Source organism: Sphingomonas sp. Leaf23 (genome assembly GCF_001421585.1).
GTDB lineage: Bacteria > Pseudomonadota > Alphaproteobacteria > Sphingomonadales > Sphingomonadaceae > Sphingomonas.
The window spans coordinates 302,508-318,685 of record NZ_LMKR01000005.1 but is presented as its reverse complement, the minus strand read 5'-3'; the positions used below and the strand labels follow the sequence as shown (position 1 = coordinate 318,685).

The following is a 16,178-nucleotide window of genomic DNA, read 5'->3' as shown; positions in this document are numbered from 1 at the left end:
CCGGGCGGCACACGGCCGCCCGGTAACGCTTCGTGGCGTCAGAAGCTGAAGCGCACGCCGCCGGTATAGCGCGCGAAGCCCGGCTGCGCGAACGTCACGAAGTTTTCGTTGCGGCGATGCCCGCGACGCCCTTCGCCGGTCAGGTTGATCGCTTCGGCGAACAGGGTCAGCCCCTTGCGGAACTCGTAGCTGACGCTCGCATCGATCTGGCCATACGCTTCGACGTACAGCGGGTTGGGGTTGCCCCCGGCGTAGAACTTGTCGCGCCAGTTATACGCGACACGCCCCTGCAACCCGGCCTTGTCGTAGAACAGTACCGCGTTCGCACTGTCGCTGAGACCAGCCAGCGCGAACTGGCCGACATTGGGGTCGAGCGCGTTGTTGAACTTCGCGTCGCCGCGAACGATCGTATAGTTCAGGATCGTGCCGAAGCCGGTGTCCCAGAAGCTGTGCTGGATCGCGAATTCGAACCCGTCCAGCGTCGCCGTCTGGTCCGAATTGAACGGCGTGCCGACGCGGAAGTCGACCAGCCCGTCTTCGGCCAGCCCTAGGATGCGCCCGGTATAATAGCCGTTCACGTCAAGGATCGGCTGCCCCGCCGCATTGCGCGCAACCTCCACGCCCTGCGTGAAGTTGCGCAGGATATAGTCGCGGATGCGGCCCGTATCGGTGGTACCGCCCAGTGCCGCCTGCGCCGCACGGAAACGCGGGCCATCGGCCGGATCGCGCAGGTCGAACGCCGAACGCTGCACTTCCTGCGAGTTGATGAAGTTGCTCACCTTCTTGCGGAAATAGCCGGCCGAGACATAGCTGGTCGGGGCGTAATACCACTCGGCCGACACATCGATGTTCTTCGACAGGAACGGCACTAGGTTCGGATTACCCTGCAACCCGCCGCCGCCGGCGATGCCGAACTGGCGGTTGAGCGTAAGGCCACCCTGCAGGCTGCTATAGTCCGCGCGGGTGATGGTGTGGCTGTACGATCCGCGGAGCTTGACGTTGTTCAGCACCTCGATGTCGAAATCGACCGCCGGCAACCAGTTGTCGTAGCTGCCCTTGTTGGTCAGGAAGTTGCTCTGGTTTGAATAGACGATGTTGAACTCGCCCTGCGCGACCCATGCCGTGCCGACCGGGATCGGGGTCAGCGAGGCCGAGCTGACCGTCGTCTGGTCATAGCGCACGCCTGCGATCAGGTGCGCACGACGGCCGAGCAGGTCGAACGCGTTGTTGACCTGGATGAACGGCGAAATCGTCTTTTCGGTAATGCGGCGATCGGCCTCGAACGGGGCGAGGCAGTTGCCATCGCCCCCGCAGATGCCGAACTTCTGGTCGAGCAGGCCGACCATCCGTTCGAAATCGAATTTGTAATAGGCCGGGATGATCCCGTCCTTCGCCCCGTCGACGCCCCGGAACTTGTCGGGCAGCGAGACGCGGGTGAACAGGTCGTCGGGCAGGTCCGCCGGCGTGCCGACGCCGCCCCAGGTATCGTTCTGCACGAAGCCGTAGGCCGAGCGGACCTTGTTGTTGACGTACGAGAAGCCGAAATCGATCGAATCGAGGAAGTCGCCGTCATGGTCGTAATGACCGCTCAGCTGCACCTGATTGATCTCGTCGCGGAAATACGCGTTGCGGAACGAATTGCCAGTCGCGTTGATGTTCGCCGGATTCAGCGCATCGATCCCCGGACGCATCACGTAGGAGATGACCGGCAGGTCCTTGGTGAAGTCCACCGTCTGCGACGCGACGCCGAAGATCGCCGAGCCGACCGAGGTGCTGGAGCCGAACTTGTTCGTCGGCTTCGATTCCGCGGTCGAATGATGCGCGTCGAGCGTCACGGTGACGCCGCCCGGCGCCTCCCATTTCAGGTTGCCGCCCAGCGACTTGTTCTCGCTGACATTGGCGGTCAGCGAGCCGCTGTACGACAGGTCCTTACCCGGCCCGAAGCGCTCGGTGTAGAACACCGGGCCGGCGGCGGGGCCATCGGTCCACTCGCTGGTCGTGTCGCCGAAGTTGAACCAGATGCCGACGCTGCTGTCGCGCGCCTCCACCTTGTTGCGCGAATAGGTGAAGTCGACCGTGGCGGTCAGCGATTCGACCGGACGGTACTGCAGCACGACCTGCCCGTTGATCCGCTCGCGGCGGATGTCGGTCAGGTTGTAGGCCGCACTCTGCGGCACTTCGTACACGTCGGTCGGACCCGGACGGTTGATGACGTTCGGCCCTTCGGCACCCAGCGTTCCCCAGTCGTTTTCGGTGCCGAGGAACGCATTGCCGAAGCCGACCGACCCGGTATTCACGCTGGCGTTGCGCTTCTGATAGCTGCCCGACACCAGGAAGCCGAACTGGTCCTCGCTGCCGAAGGTGCTGCTGAACACGCCCGACAGTTCCGGCGTGATCTGATCCTTGCCGTTCTGCGACGTGTCGACCATGCCCTTGGCCGCGACCGATCCGCGGATGCCGGGACGGTCGAGCGGGCGCGGCGTCTTGATGTTGATCGTCGAGCCGATGCCGCCCGACGGCACGGCGGCGCGGCCAGTCTTGTAGACCTCGACCCCGGCGATCCCTTCGGATGCGATGTTGGCGAAGTCGTACGAACGCGACGCCGGCGCGCTGGCGCCGTCGCCCAGCGTCGAGGTCGGCAGCTGGCGGCCGTTCAGCACGACCAGGTTATATTCGGGACCGAAGCCGCGCACGGTGACGGTCGAGCCTTCGCCATTGGCGCGGTCGATCGACACGCCGGTGATGCGCTGGAGCGATTCGGCGAGGTTGGTGTCGGGGAACTTGCCGATATCCTCGGCGCTGATCGCGTCGACCACGCCCTGCGCATTGCGCTTGATGTTCAGCGCGTCGCGAAGGCTGGCGCGGATGCCGGTGACGAGGATCTCGTCGCCTTCGGCTTGGGCGGGCGTGTCCTGCGCGTCCGCCGCGACCGGCACTGCGGTGGCATCCTGTGCGAAGGCGGGCGCCGATACGGCGACCAGTGCGCCGGCAGATGCGCCGATCATCCAACGCGAAACGGTGCGAGTGGCGGTGCCACGCATGTCATTCCTCCCCTAAAAGCCCGCGCATTCCAATTTGTGCGCTTATTGGGAACGTTCACTTGAATAGGCACCCAGCCAAGTCAAGCTGGCCGTAATGCTTTATGTGAACATTCTCATGGGGTGATGCAGGATGGACACGTTGATTGCGTTGTCAGGCTACGGACGCACCCCGACGGACCGCGATCGGTCGGAACATATCGGTTCAGTGAAGGCCTGGCGCTGTCCCGGCCACCCTCAGCGTGGACGATCGCCCATCGGCTCGCCCAGCCGCACGGTCCGCTCGGGTACCCAGTCGGGCGCAAACGCGATCCGGTCGCTTTCGAACAGCATCACGACGGTCGACCCGAGCAGGAAGCGCCCCATCTCCTCGCCCTTCGCCAGCGTGATATCGCGGTCGGTATAGCGCCAGTCGGACAGCTTGCCCGTACGCTTGGCATTGACGACGCCGTGCCACGGGGTCGCGATGCTGCCGACGATCGTCGCGCCGACCAGCACCATGACGAACAGGCCATGTTCGGCGGACTCGAACACGCACACCACCCTCTCGTTGCGGGCGAACAGGTTCGGCACGCCGCGCGCGGTGACCGGGTTTACCGAGAACAGCGCACCCGGCACATGGATCATCCGCCGCAGCCGCCCGTCGCAGGGCATGTGCAGCCGGTGATAATCCTTTGGCGACAGGTACAGGTTGGCGAAGCTGCCATGCTGGAACCGCCCGGCCAGTTCCGCATCGCCGCCGACCAGATCGGTGGTGGTGAAGCGATGCCCTTTCGCCTGCACCATGTGATGATCGTCGATCGGCCCCAGCTGGCTGATCGCCCCGTCGACCGGGCAGACGAAATCCGCCGCCGCGATCGGGCGGGCACCGGGTTTCAGCGGGCGGGTGAAGAAGTCGTTGAACGTCGCATAGCTGGCGATGTCCGGGTTCGCCGCCTCCCCCATGTCGACACCATATTTGCCGACGAACCAGCGGATCAGCCGCGTAGTCATCGCCCCGCCCCGCGCACCGGCGATGCGCCCGGCAAGGACGGTCAGCCGCTGCTTGGGCAGGACATGTTGCAGCAGTACCTTCAGGGTATCGGACATCGACTTCTCGGGCAGCGATCGGGGACAGCCCTTGTACGGGCTTTATCGGCCGCGTCGATCCTTTGCGCTCAGCCCTCGCCCAGCCAGTCGCGCAGCAGCATCGTGACCTCGCCCGACCGCTCCATCGGCGACAGATGCCCGCAATTGCGGATGACGTGGAAGCGCGCACCGAAAATGCGATCGGCCAGCGCCTGCGCATCCGCGACCCGGCAGATACGGTCACGGTCCCCGACCGCGACCAGCGTCGGCACCCGCACCGCGGCAATGGCGGCGTCGAGGTCGGGCCGGGCAAGCAGCGCGCGCTGCTGCCGTTCGAACACCTCCGCCCCCACCCGCTCGGCCATCGCCTGCACGGGGCCGCTGATGATCGGCGTCAGCATCGGGTCGGCATGGGGTGCCGTGGCAAGCAGCCCCTGTTCGCCGACCGTCCGCGCCCGCATTTCCATCGAGGCGCGCGTCCCGAACAGCGCGACCCGCTGCACCCGCTCGGGCGCCTGGCGGATCATCTCCAGCGCGACATAGCCGCCCAGGCTGACGCCTGCGACCGCGAAGCGCGGCGGGGCATGGGCCAGCACCCGCGCCGCCATCGCCGACAGGCTGTCGTCGACGGAAAGATCGCCGAGTTCGGGATGCGTCACATCGCCCAGGTCGACGACCTGCCGTGCCCAGAGCTGACCGTCACAGCCCATGGCGGGCAGCAGGACGAGCGGTATCGAAGGATGGATCATGGAAGCTCCTGCAAGGTCAGGCGAATAACGTCAGCAGCCCGCGCGCCGGGTCGGTCAGCCCCTCGACGATCATCCGGCACGCGACATAGAGGATGACGGCAAGGCCGACATAGGCGACCCAGCGATAGCGTTCGATCACGCGCGCCAGCACGTTGGCGGCGATCCCCATCAGCGCGACCGACAGGATCAGCCCGACCGCGAGGATGCCGGGATGGTCCCGCGCCGCGCCCGCCACCGCCAGCACATTGTCGAGGCTCATCGACACATCGGCGATGGCAACGGCCCAGGCGGCACTGGCGAAGCTGCGCGGCGCGGCCTGCACCACCGCATCCTCACCCCCGCCCGCACGCAACTCGCGCCACATCTTCCACGCGACCCATACCAGCAGCAGCCCGCCGGCAAAGACCAGGCCGGTCACCTGCAACAGCTGCGTGACCAGCAGCGCAAAGGCGACGCGCAGCAGCAGCGCCGCGCCGACGCCGATCAAGATCACCTTGCGCCGCATGTCCGCCGGCAACCCGGCGGCCAGTGCCCCGACGACGATCGCATTGTCGGCGGCCAGCATCACGTCGATCAGCACGACCTGTCCGAATGCCGCAAGGGCGGACGGACTGCCGATATTGGCGAAATCGCTGACGATCTGGTTCCAGAGGTCGGACATGGCGTCAGCTGACGAACGGAAAGGCGAGCACGACCATACCGACGACCGTCATCACCACGCAGACCACCGTCGCCGGGATCAGCGTGAAACGCTGATGATCGGCGAGGTCGATACCGGCGAGGCTGACGAGCAGATAGGTCGACGGCACCAGCGGGCTGAGCAAGTGGACCGGCTGCCCCATCAGCGACGCGCGGGCAATCGCGATCGGCTCGACGCCGTAGTGCGAACCGGCTTCGGCAAGGATCGGGAGCATCCCGAAATAGAAGGCGTCGTTCGAGATGAAGAAGGTGAACGGCAGGCTTAGCAGCGCGGTGATCGGCGCCATGTACGGCCCGAGAGCGGGCGGGATGAAGCCGACGACTTCCTTGCTCATCGCCTCGACCATGCCGGTGCCCGACAGGATGCCGGTGAAGATGCCGGCGGCAAAGATCAGCGACACGACCGACAGGACGTTGCCGGCATGCGCGGCGATCCGCTCCTTCTGTTCGGCGACCTGCGGATAGTTGACGATCATCGCGATCGCGAACGCCAGCATCATCAGCACCGACAGCGGCAGCACGCCCAGCACCAGCCCGGCGATCAGCGCGACGGTCAGCGCGCCGTTGAACCAGCGCAGGTGATAGCGGCGGGCTTCGGGAAACTGCGACACGGCCATGCCGGTGAAGGCAGTCGGCTCGTTAGCCTTGACGTGCCCGATGCGGCGGCGTTCCTTGCGCCCGAACCAGATGGCAAGGCCGATCAGGAAGGCGAGACCGGCGATCATGCCGGGAATCAGCGGCAGGAACAGCGTGGCCGGATCGAGCTTCAGCGCGCTGGCGGCCCGCGCGGTCGGCCCGCCCCACGGCGTCAGGTTCATGACCCCGCTGGTGCTCATCAGCAGGCAGCACAGGTACAGCCGGTTCATGTCATAGCGTTTGTAGAGCGGCAGCAGCGCGGCGATGGTGATGATGTAGGTCGTCGACCCATCGCCATCCAAACTGACGATCGCGCACAGCACGACCGTACCGACCAGGATCAGCAGCGGGTCGCCATGCACGACCTTCAACAGCCGGTTGACCAGCGGGTCGAACAGACCGGTATCGGTCATGATCGAAAAGAACAGGATCGCGAACAGCAGCATCACGCCGGTCGGCGCAAGGTTCTTGATCCCGTCGATCATCATGTCGCCCAAACCACCGGCGAAACCGGCGAACAGGGCAAAGGCGGTGGGGACGGTAATCAGCGCGACCAGCGGGGTCATCCGCTTGGTCATGATGAGCGTCATGAAGGTGGCCACCATCAGGAAGCCGAGCAGCGCGAGGTTCATGGGCGTAATGCTCCCTGAAGGATCAGAAGGTGACGGCGATACGGGTCATGACGGTCTGGCCGTCATCGGGCCCGACATAGGCACCGGCGCGATTGTCGGTGTTCCAGTGCACCAGATTGGCCTGGAAGCGGGTGAAGCTGTTGAGATACCAGTTGGCGCCGATCGTCGCCGCCCACCCCTGCCCGCCGGTCAGCAGGTCGGTGTAGTCGAGATTTTCGTAGCGTGCGGTCAGCTCGATCGCGCCGGGTCCGCCTTCGAAGATCGGGCGCAGCACCTTGGGCTGGCCAAAACTGCCCAAGCGCGGGTTATAGGGCGGCAGGTCGCCGGTGATGAACCAGCCCCCCGACAGGCTCCACGCCTTGCTGACGAAATCGGGGCGGCCGGCGTCGAGGCGCGCATGCCGCTGCCCTGCCTCGCCCATCAGCCACACCGGGCCGACATAGCCGCCGAGTTCGAGGCCGTATCCGGTGGTGCCGGTGCCGCCGGTCAGCGTCCCCGACGACACGCGCAGCGCCCCGTTGAAGCGCCCGCCGATCACCGTGTTGCGGGTGAGCGTCGTGGCACCCGCCGCCAGCCCCTCGTCAAAGCCCCATGCGCCCAGGTGCAGGACGCTGTTGCCGGTCTTGATCGGGTTCCAGTGGACGCGGGCGAGCGCGGTGCGGCTGTCATTGCCCGACTGGTTGCCGTCGATCCGGTCGCCGGTGACGGTCAGCGACGCGTGACCCGTCTTCCAGAACAGGCGCGGCATGATGCCGACGCCGTAGAAGCCGCGCTGCGGGATGATCGCGGTCGACACGACGGTGCGTTCCATGAACGGCGTCGAGTCCGAACCCGTCGACCCTTCGAACCCGCGATCGTTGAACAGGTGGCCGGCGCGCACATCGTAATCGAGGCCGGGTGCGATCCGGTTGCGCCAGCCGATGAACGCGGTGACGATGTCGACCTCGTTCTCCGAAAAATCGGTTTCGAACTGGTAGAAGAAATGCGTCCCCACCCCGCCTTCGAGGCCGAGGCGCAGCGCACGCATCCCCGTCGTGGTGATGTTGCGGCCGGTATAGTCCGATCCGAAGGTCGAGCTGACATCGGTCAGGATGCGCCCGCGCGGCTTGAACGTGTAGATGCCGTCCGCCGAGTGGAACACCGGCAGCCCCGCGCCCCATTCGGTGGTGACGCCCGCCGCATTGGCCTGTCGCGCCTGCGCCACGTCGCGCTCGGCCGGGCCGGGCGGCACCAGCTGCGGCGCGAACGGGCTGGTGACATTGCGGCCGGTCTGCGACGGAACCGGGACCGGGGCCTGTGCCACCGCAACCGGTGCGGTCGCCGGGGCCGGTGCCGGCTGGGCAGCGGCGACCTGCGCGCCCTCCAGCCGGTCGAGCCGGGTGCGCAGCGCCGCGATCTCCGCGGCCTGCGCCTTCACCAGCGCGGCCAGTTCTTCCTGGCTCGGCGTCTGCGCCAATGCCGGGGTGGCACAGATCAGCGCCGCGATCGCGCAACCGCTACGAAACAACGTCATCACTTGGTTCCTTGGGTCAGGATCGCGCGCCATTCGGCGAGGAATCGCCGACGCTTGATCGTATCGAGATTGACGAGCAGGCCGGGGCCGACCCGGATCGGGCGCTGCTGTTCGGTGGACAGGCGCGGCGCGCGGATATCGCTGCGCACCGGCAGCAGCCATTGCTTCGCCAGCAGCGTCTGCCCGTCGCGCGACAGCAGGAAATCGAGGAACAGCTTGGCCGCCGCCGGCCGCTGCGCATCGCGGGCGATGAACGCGACGCGCGAGGCGATCAGGGTATAGTCGCGCGGGAACACCACCCCCATCCGGGGATCGCGCTTCGCCGCGGCCAGCGCATAGGGGCCGACGACATTATACGCGATGGCGATCCGCCCGTCGGCCACCGCCGCCAGCATCGGCTCGGTCGTCGCCGACAACCACGGCCGCATCGCCGCCATCGCCTGCACCAGCGACCGGGTATCGCGGGTGATCGCATAATCCTCGGTCAGATACAGATAGCCGACATTGGATCGCGCCGGATCATAGGTCGCGACCTTGCCGGTCAGCGGCACGCGCCCCGCGCGCAGCAGCGCCTCGAACGCCTCGTGCGTGCGCGGCACGCGCCCGGCGGGGATCAGCCGGCGATTATAGACGAACGCGACCGGCTCGGCGGTGACGCCATACCCCATGTTCTTCCACACCGCGTTCGACGGCAGCGCCGGTTTTTCGGGGCTTTGATACGCCTGGGCATAGCCATCGTTGATGAGCTTCGCCTGCAAATCCATGCCCGACGACCAGACCAGATCGGCGCCCGGCCGGCCGCTGCGCGCTTCCATGACGACCCGGCGATAGATTTCGCGCGACTCGAGGTCTTCGTAGCGGACGCGGACACCGGGATAGGTGCGCTGAAACAGCGCGATCAGCGGCGCCATCGCCGCGGCATCGGCATTGCCATAGACGCGCACGCCGCGTTCCGCCCGCGCGGCATCGACCAGTGCGTCATAGGATCGCGGATAGCCCGCCGGCCGCTGCGCCGTGGCCGGCACCGCATATCCGAACAGGATCGCCAACAGGATCGTAAGAGCTTTCATCCAGGTCCTCTCGCTTCCCGCATCTGGGTTCGGGTAAGCTTGCAGCATGTCGTACGAACCGAACCTGTCACCCGCCTTTCACCGCACGGCGTCCCGATGCGAATCCTGATCGTCGAGGATGACGCGCCGCTGGCGCGCAGCATCGTCGCGCTGCTGCGCGGCGCGGGCCATGCGGTCGACCATGTGGGCGGCGGCGAGGATGCGCTGATGGTGCTGGCGACCGAACCCTATGCGCTGGTCGTGCTCGACGTCGGCCTGCCCGACATGGACGGGTTCGCGGTGTTGCAGGCGTTGCGACGGCGGGGCGACAAGGTGCCGGTGCTGATGCTGACCGCACGCGACGCGCTGGACGACCGGGTGCGCGGGCTGGACCTCGGTGCCGACGATTACCTGCGCAAACCTTTCGCGCCCGAGGAGCTGGAGGCGCGCATCCGCGCACTCGGCCGGCGGCGCGGCGGCGATCCAGTGCCCGAACTGGTCATCGGCACCCTCTCCCTCAACCGCTCGACCGGACAAGCGCAGGTCGGCGGACGGATGCTGGACCTCAGACGGCGCGAATGGGCGGTGCTGGACGCGCTCGCCACCCGCGCCGGACAGATCGTGCCGCGCGAAACGCTGCAATCCGAAGTGTTCGGCTATGACGATCCGGTCGGCCCCAACGCGATCGAGGTGAACATCACCCGGCTGCGCGGCAAGCTCGCCCCCGACGGGCCGGCGATCCGCACGGTGCGCGGCGTCGGCTATCTGCTCGATGCCGGCTGATCCCGGCCGCGCCCCGGCGCTGCGCACCCGGCTGCTGGCCGCGATGCTGGCGCCGATGCTCGCCATCGCCGTCCTGCTGGGGGTCGCGGGCGCGGCGCTGATCGCCGATGTCGTGCGGCGCACCAACGACCGCGTGCTGGGCGGCGCGCTGGGCGCCATCGCCGAGACGGTGCAGGTGGAGGCGGGCGAGGTCACCATGGACCTGCCCGCCGCCGCATTCGGGATGCTGGAGAATAGCGAGCGCGACAATGTATATTACCGCATCGCGGTCGGGGACCGGCTGCTGACCGGCTATGCCGACCTGTCCGCGCCGCGCATCGCCGACCTGGCACTCGACATGCCCCGCTTTCGCGACGCCAGCTACCGCGACCAGCCGATCCGCATCGCCGAGGTCCGCCGCTCGCTACCGCGTATCGGCCAGCCGGTGATCGTGCAGGTGGCCGAGACGCTGGACGGCCGCCACGCGCTGCAACGCCGGCTGTTGCTGGCGCTGATCGTCGGCGAACTCGCGCTGATCGGCGTCGCGATGCTGCTGATCCGTCCGGCACTCGGATGGAGTCTGCGCCCCCTGTCCCGCCTGCGCGGCGTGGTCGCGGCACGCGATACCCGCGCGACGCCCGACCTGTCGCCGCTCGCCACCGGGCCGTTGCCGGTCGAACTGCGACCATTGGCGCAGGCGTTCGACCACCTCCTCGCCCGACTGGACAGCGCGACCGCGGGCATGCGCCGCTTCACCGCCGATGCCTCGCACCAGATGCGGACCCCGCTGGCGGTATTGAAGTTACAGGTGACGCTGGCCCGGCGCGGCGACCCGGCGGCACTGGGCGAAATCGCCGACGCCGCCGACCGGCTGGAACATCTGGTCAAGCAGCTGCTGGCCCTCGCCCGCGCGGAAGAAGCCGGGACCGCCCCGCCGTTCGAACCGGTCGACCTGCGCGAGCTGGCCATCGCCGTCCTCAACCGCCGCATCGCGCAGGCGATCGAGGCGGGGGTCGAGGTCGACCTCGACGCCGACGACGCGCCGAGCGTCCAGAGCCACCGCACCCTGTTGTTCGAAATCCTGTCGAACCTGCTCGACAACGCGATCCGCTATAACCGGCGCGGCGGCCGGGTGGTGATCGCACTGGCGACGACGCCACAGGGGGTTGCGGTCACCGTCGCCGATGACGGACCCGGCCTGCCCGCCGCCGATCTGGAGCGGCTGGGCAACCGCTTCACCCGCCTGTCGAGCAGCCAGGGGAGCGAGGGCAGCGGGCTGGGCTTCGCGATCGTCCGTTCCGCAGCCCAGCGGCTGGGTCTGTCGATCGCGGTCGCCGACAACCGGCCGGGGCTGCGCGTGACGTTGCTGTTCGCCAGATAGAGCGGTTTCCGACCATATTGGATGACCTCCGCCGCGTCAGCGGTCGCCCGCAGGGCGATGACGGTGGTGCAAGATGGGCGGAAACCGCTCCAGCCGCGATCAGTGATCGCCGTGCCGCCGGGTCCGTGCGTCCGACACCGCGGCGCCGATGCTTGCCACCATCGTTTCATATTGTTCGGTGGTGAAGCCGGCGCGCAGGAACGCGGTCAGTTCGTGGGTCGGCACCGCAAAGCCGCGATGCCAGCTCAGCACCGCCATGCGTCGCAGCGCCTCCAGCCGGGGATCGGCCAGCGTCGGCGACCGACCGCCCCGCCCGAACACCCGGCCCAGCGCGATCGACAGGGGCGACGGTTCGCGCAGCGACGCCATCCGATCGCCTTGCGCCAGCGCGACGACCGACCATTCGAGCGCGGTCAGCCCGGTCGCGGCGGCTTTCTTGGGGCTGGCATCGGGCGCCATGACATCGGCACCGATGAAGGGCGACAGGATCGGATCGCTGGAGAAATGAAGATAGGCCATGAAGTTCCTCCCGTTTGCGGCAGCATCCCTCGCCCGGCAGGCAACGTCGTGCCGCCGCCAAGGCCCCTTGCGGGTGACGCCGAATAGCTGGACGCAGACCGTCGCTCCCCACGGCACGGTCACCGGGCGGGGGCAGGTCTGTCGACGATGAAAAATGGGTGGCGCGTGCCGCCGAATTACCGGGACGACGCGCGGAAAGCAGGTTCGGGCATAGCGGCATCCTTGCGAAAGCCGGAGGCGGTCACGTCGGCCACCCCTTCTATACTGACCGGTATATTAACAGCGAAACGAGCCGTCAATGACTTTTATACCGGTCGGTAGAATATACTATCGCCCCGGCCACATCATCAGGCTGGTCGCGGCCACGCGCTCCAGATCGGCACGGGTCGCGCCCGATCCGGCCTGCACCGCCATCCCCTGCAGGATCGCGAAAAGATATCCGGTCAGGCCGGCGATATCGACATGGTCGGGCAGGTCGCCGTCGCGCTTGGCCTGTTCAAACCGTTCGACCAGTGCGGCCTGCGACGACGCGCGCCGCTGCAGGATATCGGCCTTGATCGACCCCGCCTCGGCCCCGCACGCATTCATGCTGATGACGCCCAGGCACCCCTTGGGATCGCAACTGCTGGTCTGCGCCTCGATCGCGCCGCGCAGGATGGTTTCGGCGACGCCGCGCGCGGTCGGCTGCTGCAATGCCTTGCGCATATATTCCAGCTTCTCGGCTTCATAGAGGTCGAGCGCCTTGTGGAACAGCGCCTCCTTGTTGCCGAACGCGGCGTACAGGCTGGGCTTGGTAATCCCCATCGCGTCGGTCAGCTCGGCCATCGACGCGCCGTCATAGCCCTTGGACCAGAAGACGCCGAGCGCCGCTGCCAGCGCCCGGTCGGTGCAGAATTCTCTGGGGCGGCCCTTGGCGGCGGCCGTGACGGTCTTTTCCATAACGGCTGGTACATATTCCTTTCCGCCGCCCGGACAAGCCCCCTATGTCAAACGGCGATGCGGTCGAGCGGTGCCCTGAGCAGCTGCGGCCGGGTGGCGGCGAGGTGGAGGATGAACTCGCCGAACAGGCCATTGGCCCAGGCGAACCAGTCGCGGGTGAACTTGGCCGCATCGTCCTTTTCGAACGCCTCGTGGATGAAGCCGGTGCCGGCATGGGTGCGCTTCAGCGTCGCGAGGCATTTGAGGATCGTCGCATCGTCGGTGGCGGTCAGCCCGCGCACGATCAGCGACATCGGCCAGATATAGTCCATGCCCTGGTGCGGCCCGCCAATCCCCTCGCCCGTCGCATCGTCGGTGGCGGTCAGCCCGCGCACGATCAGCGACATCGGCCAGATATAGTCCATGCCCTGGTGCGGCCCGCCAATCCCCTCGCCCGCGCGCCCCTTGAAGAACCACGGGTTCGCCTCGCTCCATGCCGCCGCCGCCGTCCGCTGCCACCGCGCGTCGGTCGGGGCGACGCAGCCGAGCCACGCGAGGCTGGAGAGCGAGGGCACGTTCGCATCGTCCATGAAGATCGCATTGCCAAAGCCATCGACCTCATAGGCCCACACGTCGCGCCCGTCGGGCAGCCGCATCGTGCCATGCTGCGCCACGGCGGCGGCGACCTCGTTCGCCAGCGCGGTCGCATCGTTGGCGAGCGCGGCGTCCTTGCGCGCCTCGTTGGCGACCTGCGCCATTTCGCGCAGCGTCGTCACCGCGAACATGTTGGCCGGCACGAACAGCGGATACTGGCAGGCATCGTCTGACGGGCGGAAGCCCGAATGGATCATGCCCACCTTGCGCGTCGGCGCGCCATAGCCGGCGAGCAGCGTCTCGGTCGGCTGACGGCTCGCGCGCTGGAACTTGTAGGGTCCGGGGCCCTGCCTGCGCTGCTGTTCGCGGAAGGTGCGCACGATCGCGCGCATCGCCTCCGCCCAGGTCGCGTCGAACGGCGCGGCGTCGCGGGTGGTGGACCAGTATCCATGGCTCAGCCGCATCGAATAGCAGAGCGAATCGATCTCCCACTTCCGCTCCGCCACCCCCGGCTTCATCTCGGTTTCGTCGACCTTGGCCCATTCGAGCGAGGTCTTGGCGGTCGGGTCTTCCATGAAGGCATTGGCATAGGGGTCGATCAGGACCGAGCGGGCGTGACGCGCGATCAGCCCGCGGAACAGCTCGCGCAGCTTCGCGTCCCTCGGCGCCAGATGCAGGTACGACTTCACCTGCGCCGCCGAATCGCGCAGCCACAGGCAGGGGATGTCGCCGGTGATGACGAAGCTGTCGGGCTTGCCCCCGACCATCCCCATCCGCACCGTGGTGTCGAGCGTGTTGGGATAGGCGTTGGCGAACAGCCACGCCAGTTCGGGATCGGCGATCATCCCGCTGACCCGCGCGATCTCCTGCTCGACCGACTTGCTCACGAACCGGCGGTCGGCGGGTGCCGGGCGCTTGCTCGCAAAGGCCGGCTTGCCCTGCGCCGTCGCGAAACCCCCGGTCGCCAGCCCCGCGCCCAGCAGCGCGCCCTGCGTCATCAACGTGCGGCGGTCGGTCGGCATCGGGCAGTCTCCGTTGGTAAACAGGGTGGGCGGGCGGTCAGGCAACCGTCGCCTTGCAATGGTGGTCGATGAACTGGTGGTGCGGCGGCATGGCGGCGACCGCGCCGGCGATGTCGCCCCGTACCCGCGCCAGATACTGGTCGAGATGCCCCTCGGGCATGGCATCGACGATCGGGTGGTAATCGGCGGGCACGATCCCCTGTCCGATCATCACCTGCACCCAGCTGGGCAATGCGAAGAAATCCTCGCCATTGCGGAAATAGCGGCCATCGGCGCGGAACAGCTCGATCGCCTCGCGCAGCGGATCGGGCACGTCCATCGTCCGGCAATAGCGCCAGAACGGCGTGTCGTCGCGCGTCGTTGCCTTGTAATGCAGTACCAGGAAGTCGCGGGTACGCTCATATTCGAGCGCAGTTTCCCGGTTGAACCGATCGGCCAGCGCCGGGTCGAAGTCGCGCCCGGGAAACAGGCCCAGCAATCGCCGGATACCTGCCTGCGCCAGATAGATGCCGGTCGATTCCAGCGGTTCGAGGAACCCGGCGGCAAGGCCCAGCGCCACGACATTGCCGCTCCAGGCCTTCACCCGCCGCCCCGCCGTAAACCGCAACTGGCGCGGTACGTCGAGCGCCTGTCCCTGCAGCGTATCGAGCAGCGTCGCCATCGCCTGCTCGTCGCTTTCATACGCGCTCGAATAGACATGGCCGTTGCCGACCCGGTGCTGCAACGGAATGCGCCATTGCCATCCGGACGAGCGCGCCGCCGCTTCGGTATAGGGCATGGGCGGCCCGACCGTCTCCGACGGGACCGCGAACGCCCGGTCGCACGGCAGCCAGTGTCGCCAGTCGAGATAGCCGGTCTTCAGCGTCTGCTCGATCAACACCCCGCGAAAGCCGGAGCAATCGATGAAGAACTCGCCCTCGACCCGCCGGCCATCGGCCAGCGTGATCGCGGCGACATGGCCGTTCTCACCCTGTTGCTCGACGTCGACGACCTTCCCTTCGATCCGCTCGACCCCGCGTCGTTCGGCCAGCTCGCGCAGGAACCGGGCGTAGAGCACGGCGTCGAGGTGATAGGCATAGGCAATGTCCGACAGCAGCGAACCCGGCGGGCCGTTCCACTGGAACCGACCGGCGGGCGCAGCCACGGTCTGGAGCGAATAGTCGCCAAGCGGCGCGGCCTTGCCGGCCAGGAACCGCCGCAGCCAGAGCTGGTGGAACGGCAGCGGCCCCAGCCCCTGTCCGATCGTACCGAAGCCGTGGATGTAGCTGTCGCCGATCCGCCCCCAGTCGGTGAAGCGGATGCCAAGCTTGAACGTGGCATTGGTGCGCGTCACGAATGTACGTTCGTCGATGCCCAGCGTCTCGCTGTTGAACGTCTTCATATGGGGGACACTCGATTCCCCCACGCCGACGATGCCGACCTCTTCGGATTCGACCAGCCGCACCGACACGCCGCGCCCCAGATAGGTGGCAAGCGCCGCCGCCGCCATCCAGCCGGCGCTGCCGCCGCCCAGCACGACGATGGTCCGGATGCGGTTGTCGGTCATTCGGCGTTGCTCCCTTTGCATGCCGCCGGTCGTATCAGCGCGACCGGTCCGA

At 67.3% G+C, this 16,178-nt stretch carries 13 protein-coding genes; 2 read left to right on the top strand and 11 right to left on the bottom strand.

Annotation, left to right across the window (positions count from 1 at the left end; translation table 11 throughout):
* Positions 1 to 38 precede the first annotated feature (38 nt).
* The 7 genes from ASE67_RS15935 to ASE67_RS15905 form a co-directional block, all read right to left on the bottom strand.
* Positions 39 to 3,041, bottom strand: a complete 3,003-nt coding sequence (locus tag ASE67_RS15935; protein WP_055763594.1) for a TonB-dependent receptor — start codon at positions 3,039 to 3,041, stop codon at positions 39 to 41.
* Positions 3,042 to 3,275: 234 nt separating this feature from the next.
* Positions 3,276 to 4,127, bottom strand: a complete 852-nt coding sequence (gene asd / locus ASE67_RS15930) for an archaetidylserine decarboxylase (protein WP_055763592.1) — start codon at positions 4,125 to 4,127, stop codon at positions 3,276 to 3,278.
* Positions 4,128 to 4,195: 68 nt separating this feature from the next.
* A complete protein-coding gene (locus ASE67_RS15925) occupies positions 4,196 to 4,855 on the bottom strand; it encodes an alpha/beta fold hydrolase (protein WP_055763590.1) in 660 nt (219 codons plus the stop codon).
* 16 nt (positions 4,856 to 4,871) lie between these two features.
* The gene (locus ASE67_RS15920) at positions 4,872 to 5,516 is read right to left on the bottom strand and encodes a YjbE family putative metal transport protein (RefSeq protein WP_055763587.1); all 645 of its coding nucleotides are present in this window, start codon (positions 5,514 to 5,516) and stop codon (positions 4,872 to 4,874) included.
* 4 nt (positions 5,517 to 5,520) lie between these two features.
* A complete protein-coding gene (locus ASE67_RS15915) occupies positions 5,521 to 6,822 on the bottom strand; it encodes a CitMHS family transporter (RefSeq protein ID WP_055763584.1) in 1,302 nt (433 codons plus the stop codon).
* Between the two features lie 22 nt (positions 6,823 to 6,844).
* On the bottom strand, positions 6,845 to 8,335 hold the full coding sequence (locus tag ASE67_RS15910) for an OprO/OprP family phosphate-selective porin (RefSeq protein ID WP_055763582.1): 1,491 nt from the start codon (positions 8,333 to 8,335) through the stop codon (positions 6,845 to 6,847).
* On the bottom strand, positions 8,335 to 9,405 hold the full coding sequence (locus ASE67_RS15905) for an ABC transporter substrate-binding protein (protein ID WP_055763580.1): 1,071 nt from the start codon (positions 9,403 to 9,405) through the stop codon (positions 8,335 to 8,337). Before ASE67_RS15905 ends, ASE67_RS15910 begins: the two co-directional genes overlap by 1 nt.
* A 96-nt stretch (positions 9,406 to 9,501) precedes the next feature.
* Here ASE67_RS15905 and ASE67_RS15900 point away from each other — a divergent pair, with 96 nt between their 5' ends.
* Both ASE67_RS15900 and ASE67_RS15895 read left to right on the top strand, forming a co-directional pair.
* Positions 9,502 to 10,167 (top strand): response regulator, encoded by a 666-nt coding sequence (locus ASE67_RS15900; RefSeq protein WP_055763578.1) that lies wholly within the window; start codon positions 9,502 to 9,504, stop codon positions 10,165 to 10,167.
* Positions 10,157 to 11,527, top strand: a complete 1,371-nt coding sequence (locus ASE67_RS15895; protein ID WP_055763575.1) for a sensor histidine kinase — start codon at positions 10,157 to 10,159, stop codon at positions 11,525 to 11,527. Before ASE67_RS15900 ends, ASE67_RS15895 begins: the two co-directional genes overlap by 11 nt.
* A 99-nt stretch (positions 11,528 to 11,626) precedes the next feature.
* On the opposite strand, the gene ASE67_RS15890 is transcribed toward ASE67_RS15895, so the two are convergent.
* From ASE67_RS15890 to ASE67_RS15875, 4 genes are all read right to left on the bottom strand, one after another.
* On the bottom strand, positions 11,627 to 12,046 hold the full coding sequence (locus ASE67_RS15890) for a hypothetical protein (protein WP_055763573.1): 420 nt from the start codon (positions 12,044 to 12,046) through the stop codon (positions 11,627 to 11,629).
* Between the two features lie 327 nt (positions 12,047 to 12,373).
* Positions 12,374 to 12,985, bottom strand: a complete 612-nt coding sequence (locus ASE67_RS15885) for a TetR/AcrR family transcriptional regulator (protein ID WP_055763572.1) — start codon at positions 12,983 to 12,985, stop codon at positions 12,374 to 12,376.
* 47 nt (positions 12,986 to 13,032) lie between these two features.
* Positions 13,033 to 14,580, bottom strand: a complete 1,548-nt coding sequence (locus ASE67_RS15880; protein WP_055763570.1) for a glycoside hydrolase family 125 protein — start codon at positions 14,578 to 14,580, stop codon at positions 13,033 to 13,035.
* Between the two features lie 37 nt (positions 14,581 to 14,617).
* Positions 14,618 to 16,126 (bottom strand): tryptophan halogenase family protein, encoded by a 1,509-nt coding sequence (locus ASE67_RS15875; protein WP_055763568.1) that lies wholly within the window; start codon positions 16,124 to 16,126, stop codon positions 14,618 to 14,620.
* Positions 16,127 to 16,178: the final 52 nt, after the last annotated feature.

What these genes read in the sequence shown, in the direction of transcription:
- ASE67_RS15920 (WP_055763587.1), bottom strand. Translation starts at nt 5,516, where the DNA reads ATGTCCGACCTCTGGAACCAGATCGTCAGCGATTTCGCCAATATCGGC.
- ASE67_RS15875 (WP_055763568.1), bottom strand. Translation starts at nt 16,126, where the DNA reads ATGACCGACAACCGCATCCGGACCATCGTCGTGCTGGGCGGCGGCAGC.
- ASE67_RS15900 (WP_055763578.1), top strand. Translation starts at nt 9,502, where the DNA reads ATGCGAATCCTGATCGTCGAGGATGACGCGCCGCTGGCGCGCAGCATC.
- ASE67_RS15880 (WP_055763570.1), bottom strand. Translation starts at nt 14,580, where the DNA reads ATGCCGACCGACCGCCGCACGTTGATGACGCAGGGCGCGCTGCTGGGC.
- ASE67_RS15910 (WP_055763582.1), bottom strand. Translation starts at nt 8,335, where the DNA reads ATGACGTTGTTTCGTAGCGGTTGCGCGATCGCGGCGCTGATCTGTGCC.
- ASE67_RS15905 (WP_055763580.1), bottom strand. Translation starts at nt 9,405, where the DNA reads ATGAAAGCTCTTACGATCCTGTTGGCGATCCTGTTCGGATATGCGGTG.
- ASE67_RS15915 (WP_055763584.1), bottom strand. Translation starts at nt 6,822, where the DNA reads ATGAACCTCGCGCTGCTCGGCTTCCTGATGGTGGCCACCTTCATGACG.
- ASE67_RS15935 (WP_055763594.1), bottom strand. Translation starts at nt 3,041, where the DNA reads ATGCGTGGCACCGCCACTCGCACCGTTTCGCGTTGGATGATCGGCGCA.
- asd (WP_055763592.1), bottom strand. Translation starts at nt 4,127, where the DNA reads ATGTCCGATACCCTGAAGGTACTGCTGCAACATGTCCTGCCCAAGCAG.
- ASE67_RS15885 (WP_055763572.1), bottom strand. Translation starts at nt 12,985, where the DNA reads ATGGAAAAGACCGTCACGGCCGCCGCCAAGGGCCGCCCCAGAGAATTC.
- ASE67_RS15925 (WP_055763590.1), bottom strand. Translation starts at nt 4,855, where the DNA reads ATGATCCATCCTTCGATACCGCTCGTCCTGCTGCCCGCCATGGGCTGT.
- ASE67_RS15890 (WP_055763573.1), bottom strand. Translation starts at nt 12,046, where the DNA reads ATGGCCTATCTTCATTTCTCCAGCGATCCGATCCTGTCGCCCTTCATC.
- ASE67_RS15895 (WP_055763575.1), top strand. Translation starts at nt 10,157, where the DNA reads ATGCCGGCTGATCCCGGCCGCGCCCCGGCGCTGCGCACCCGGCTGCTG.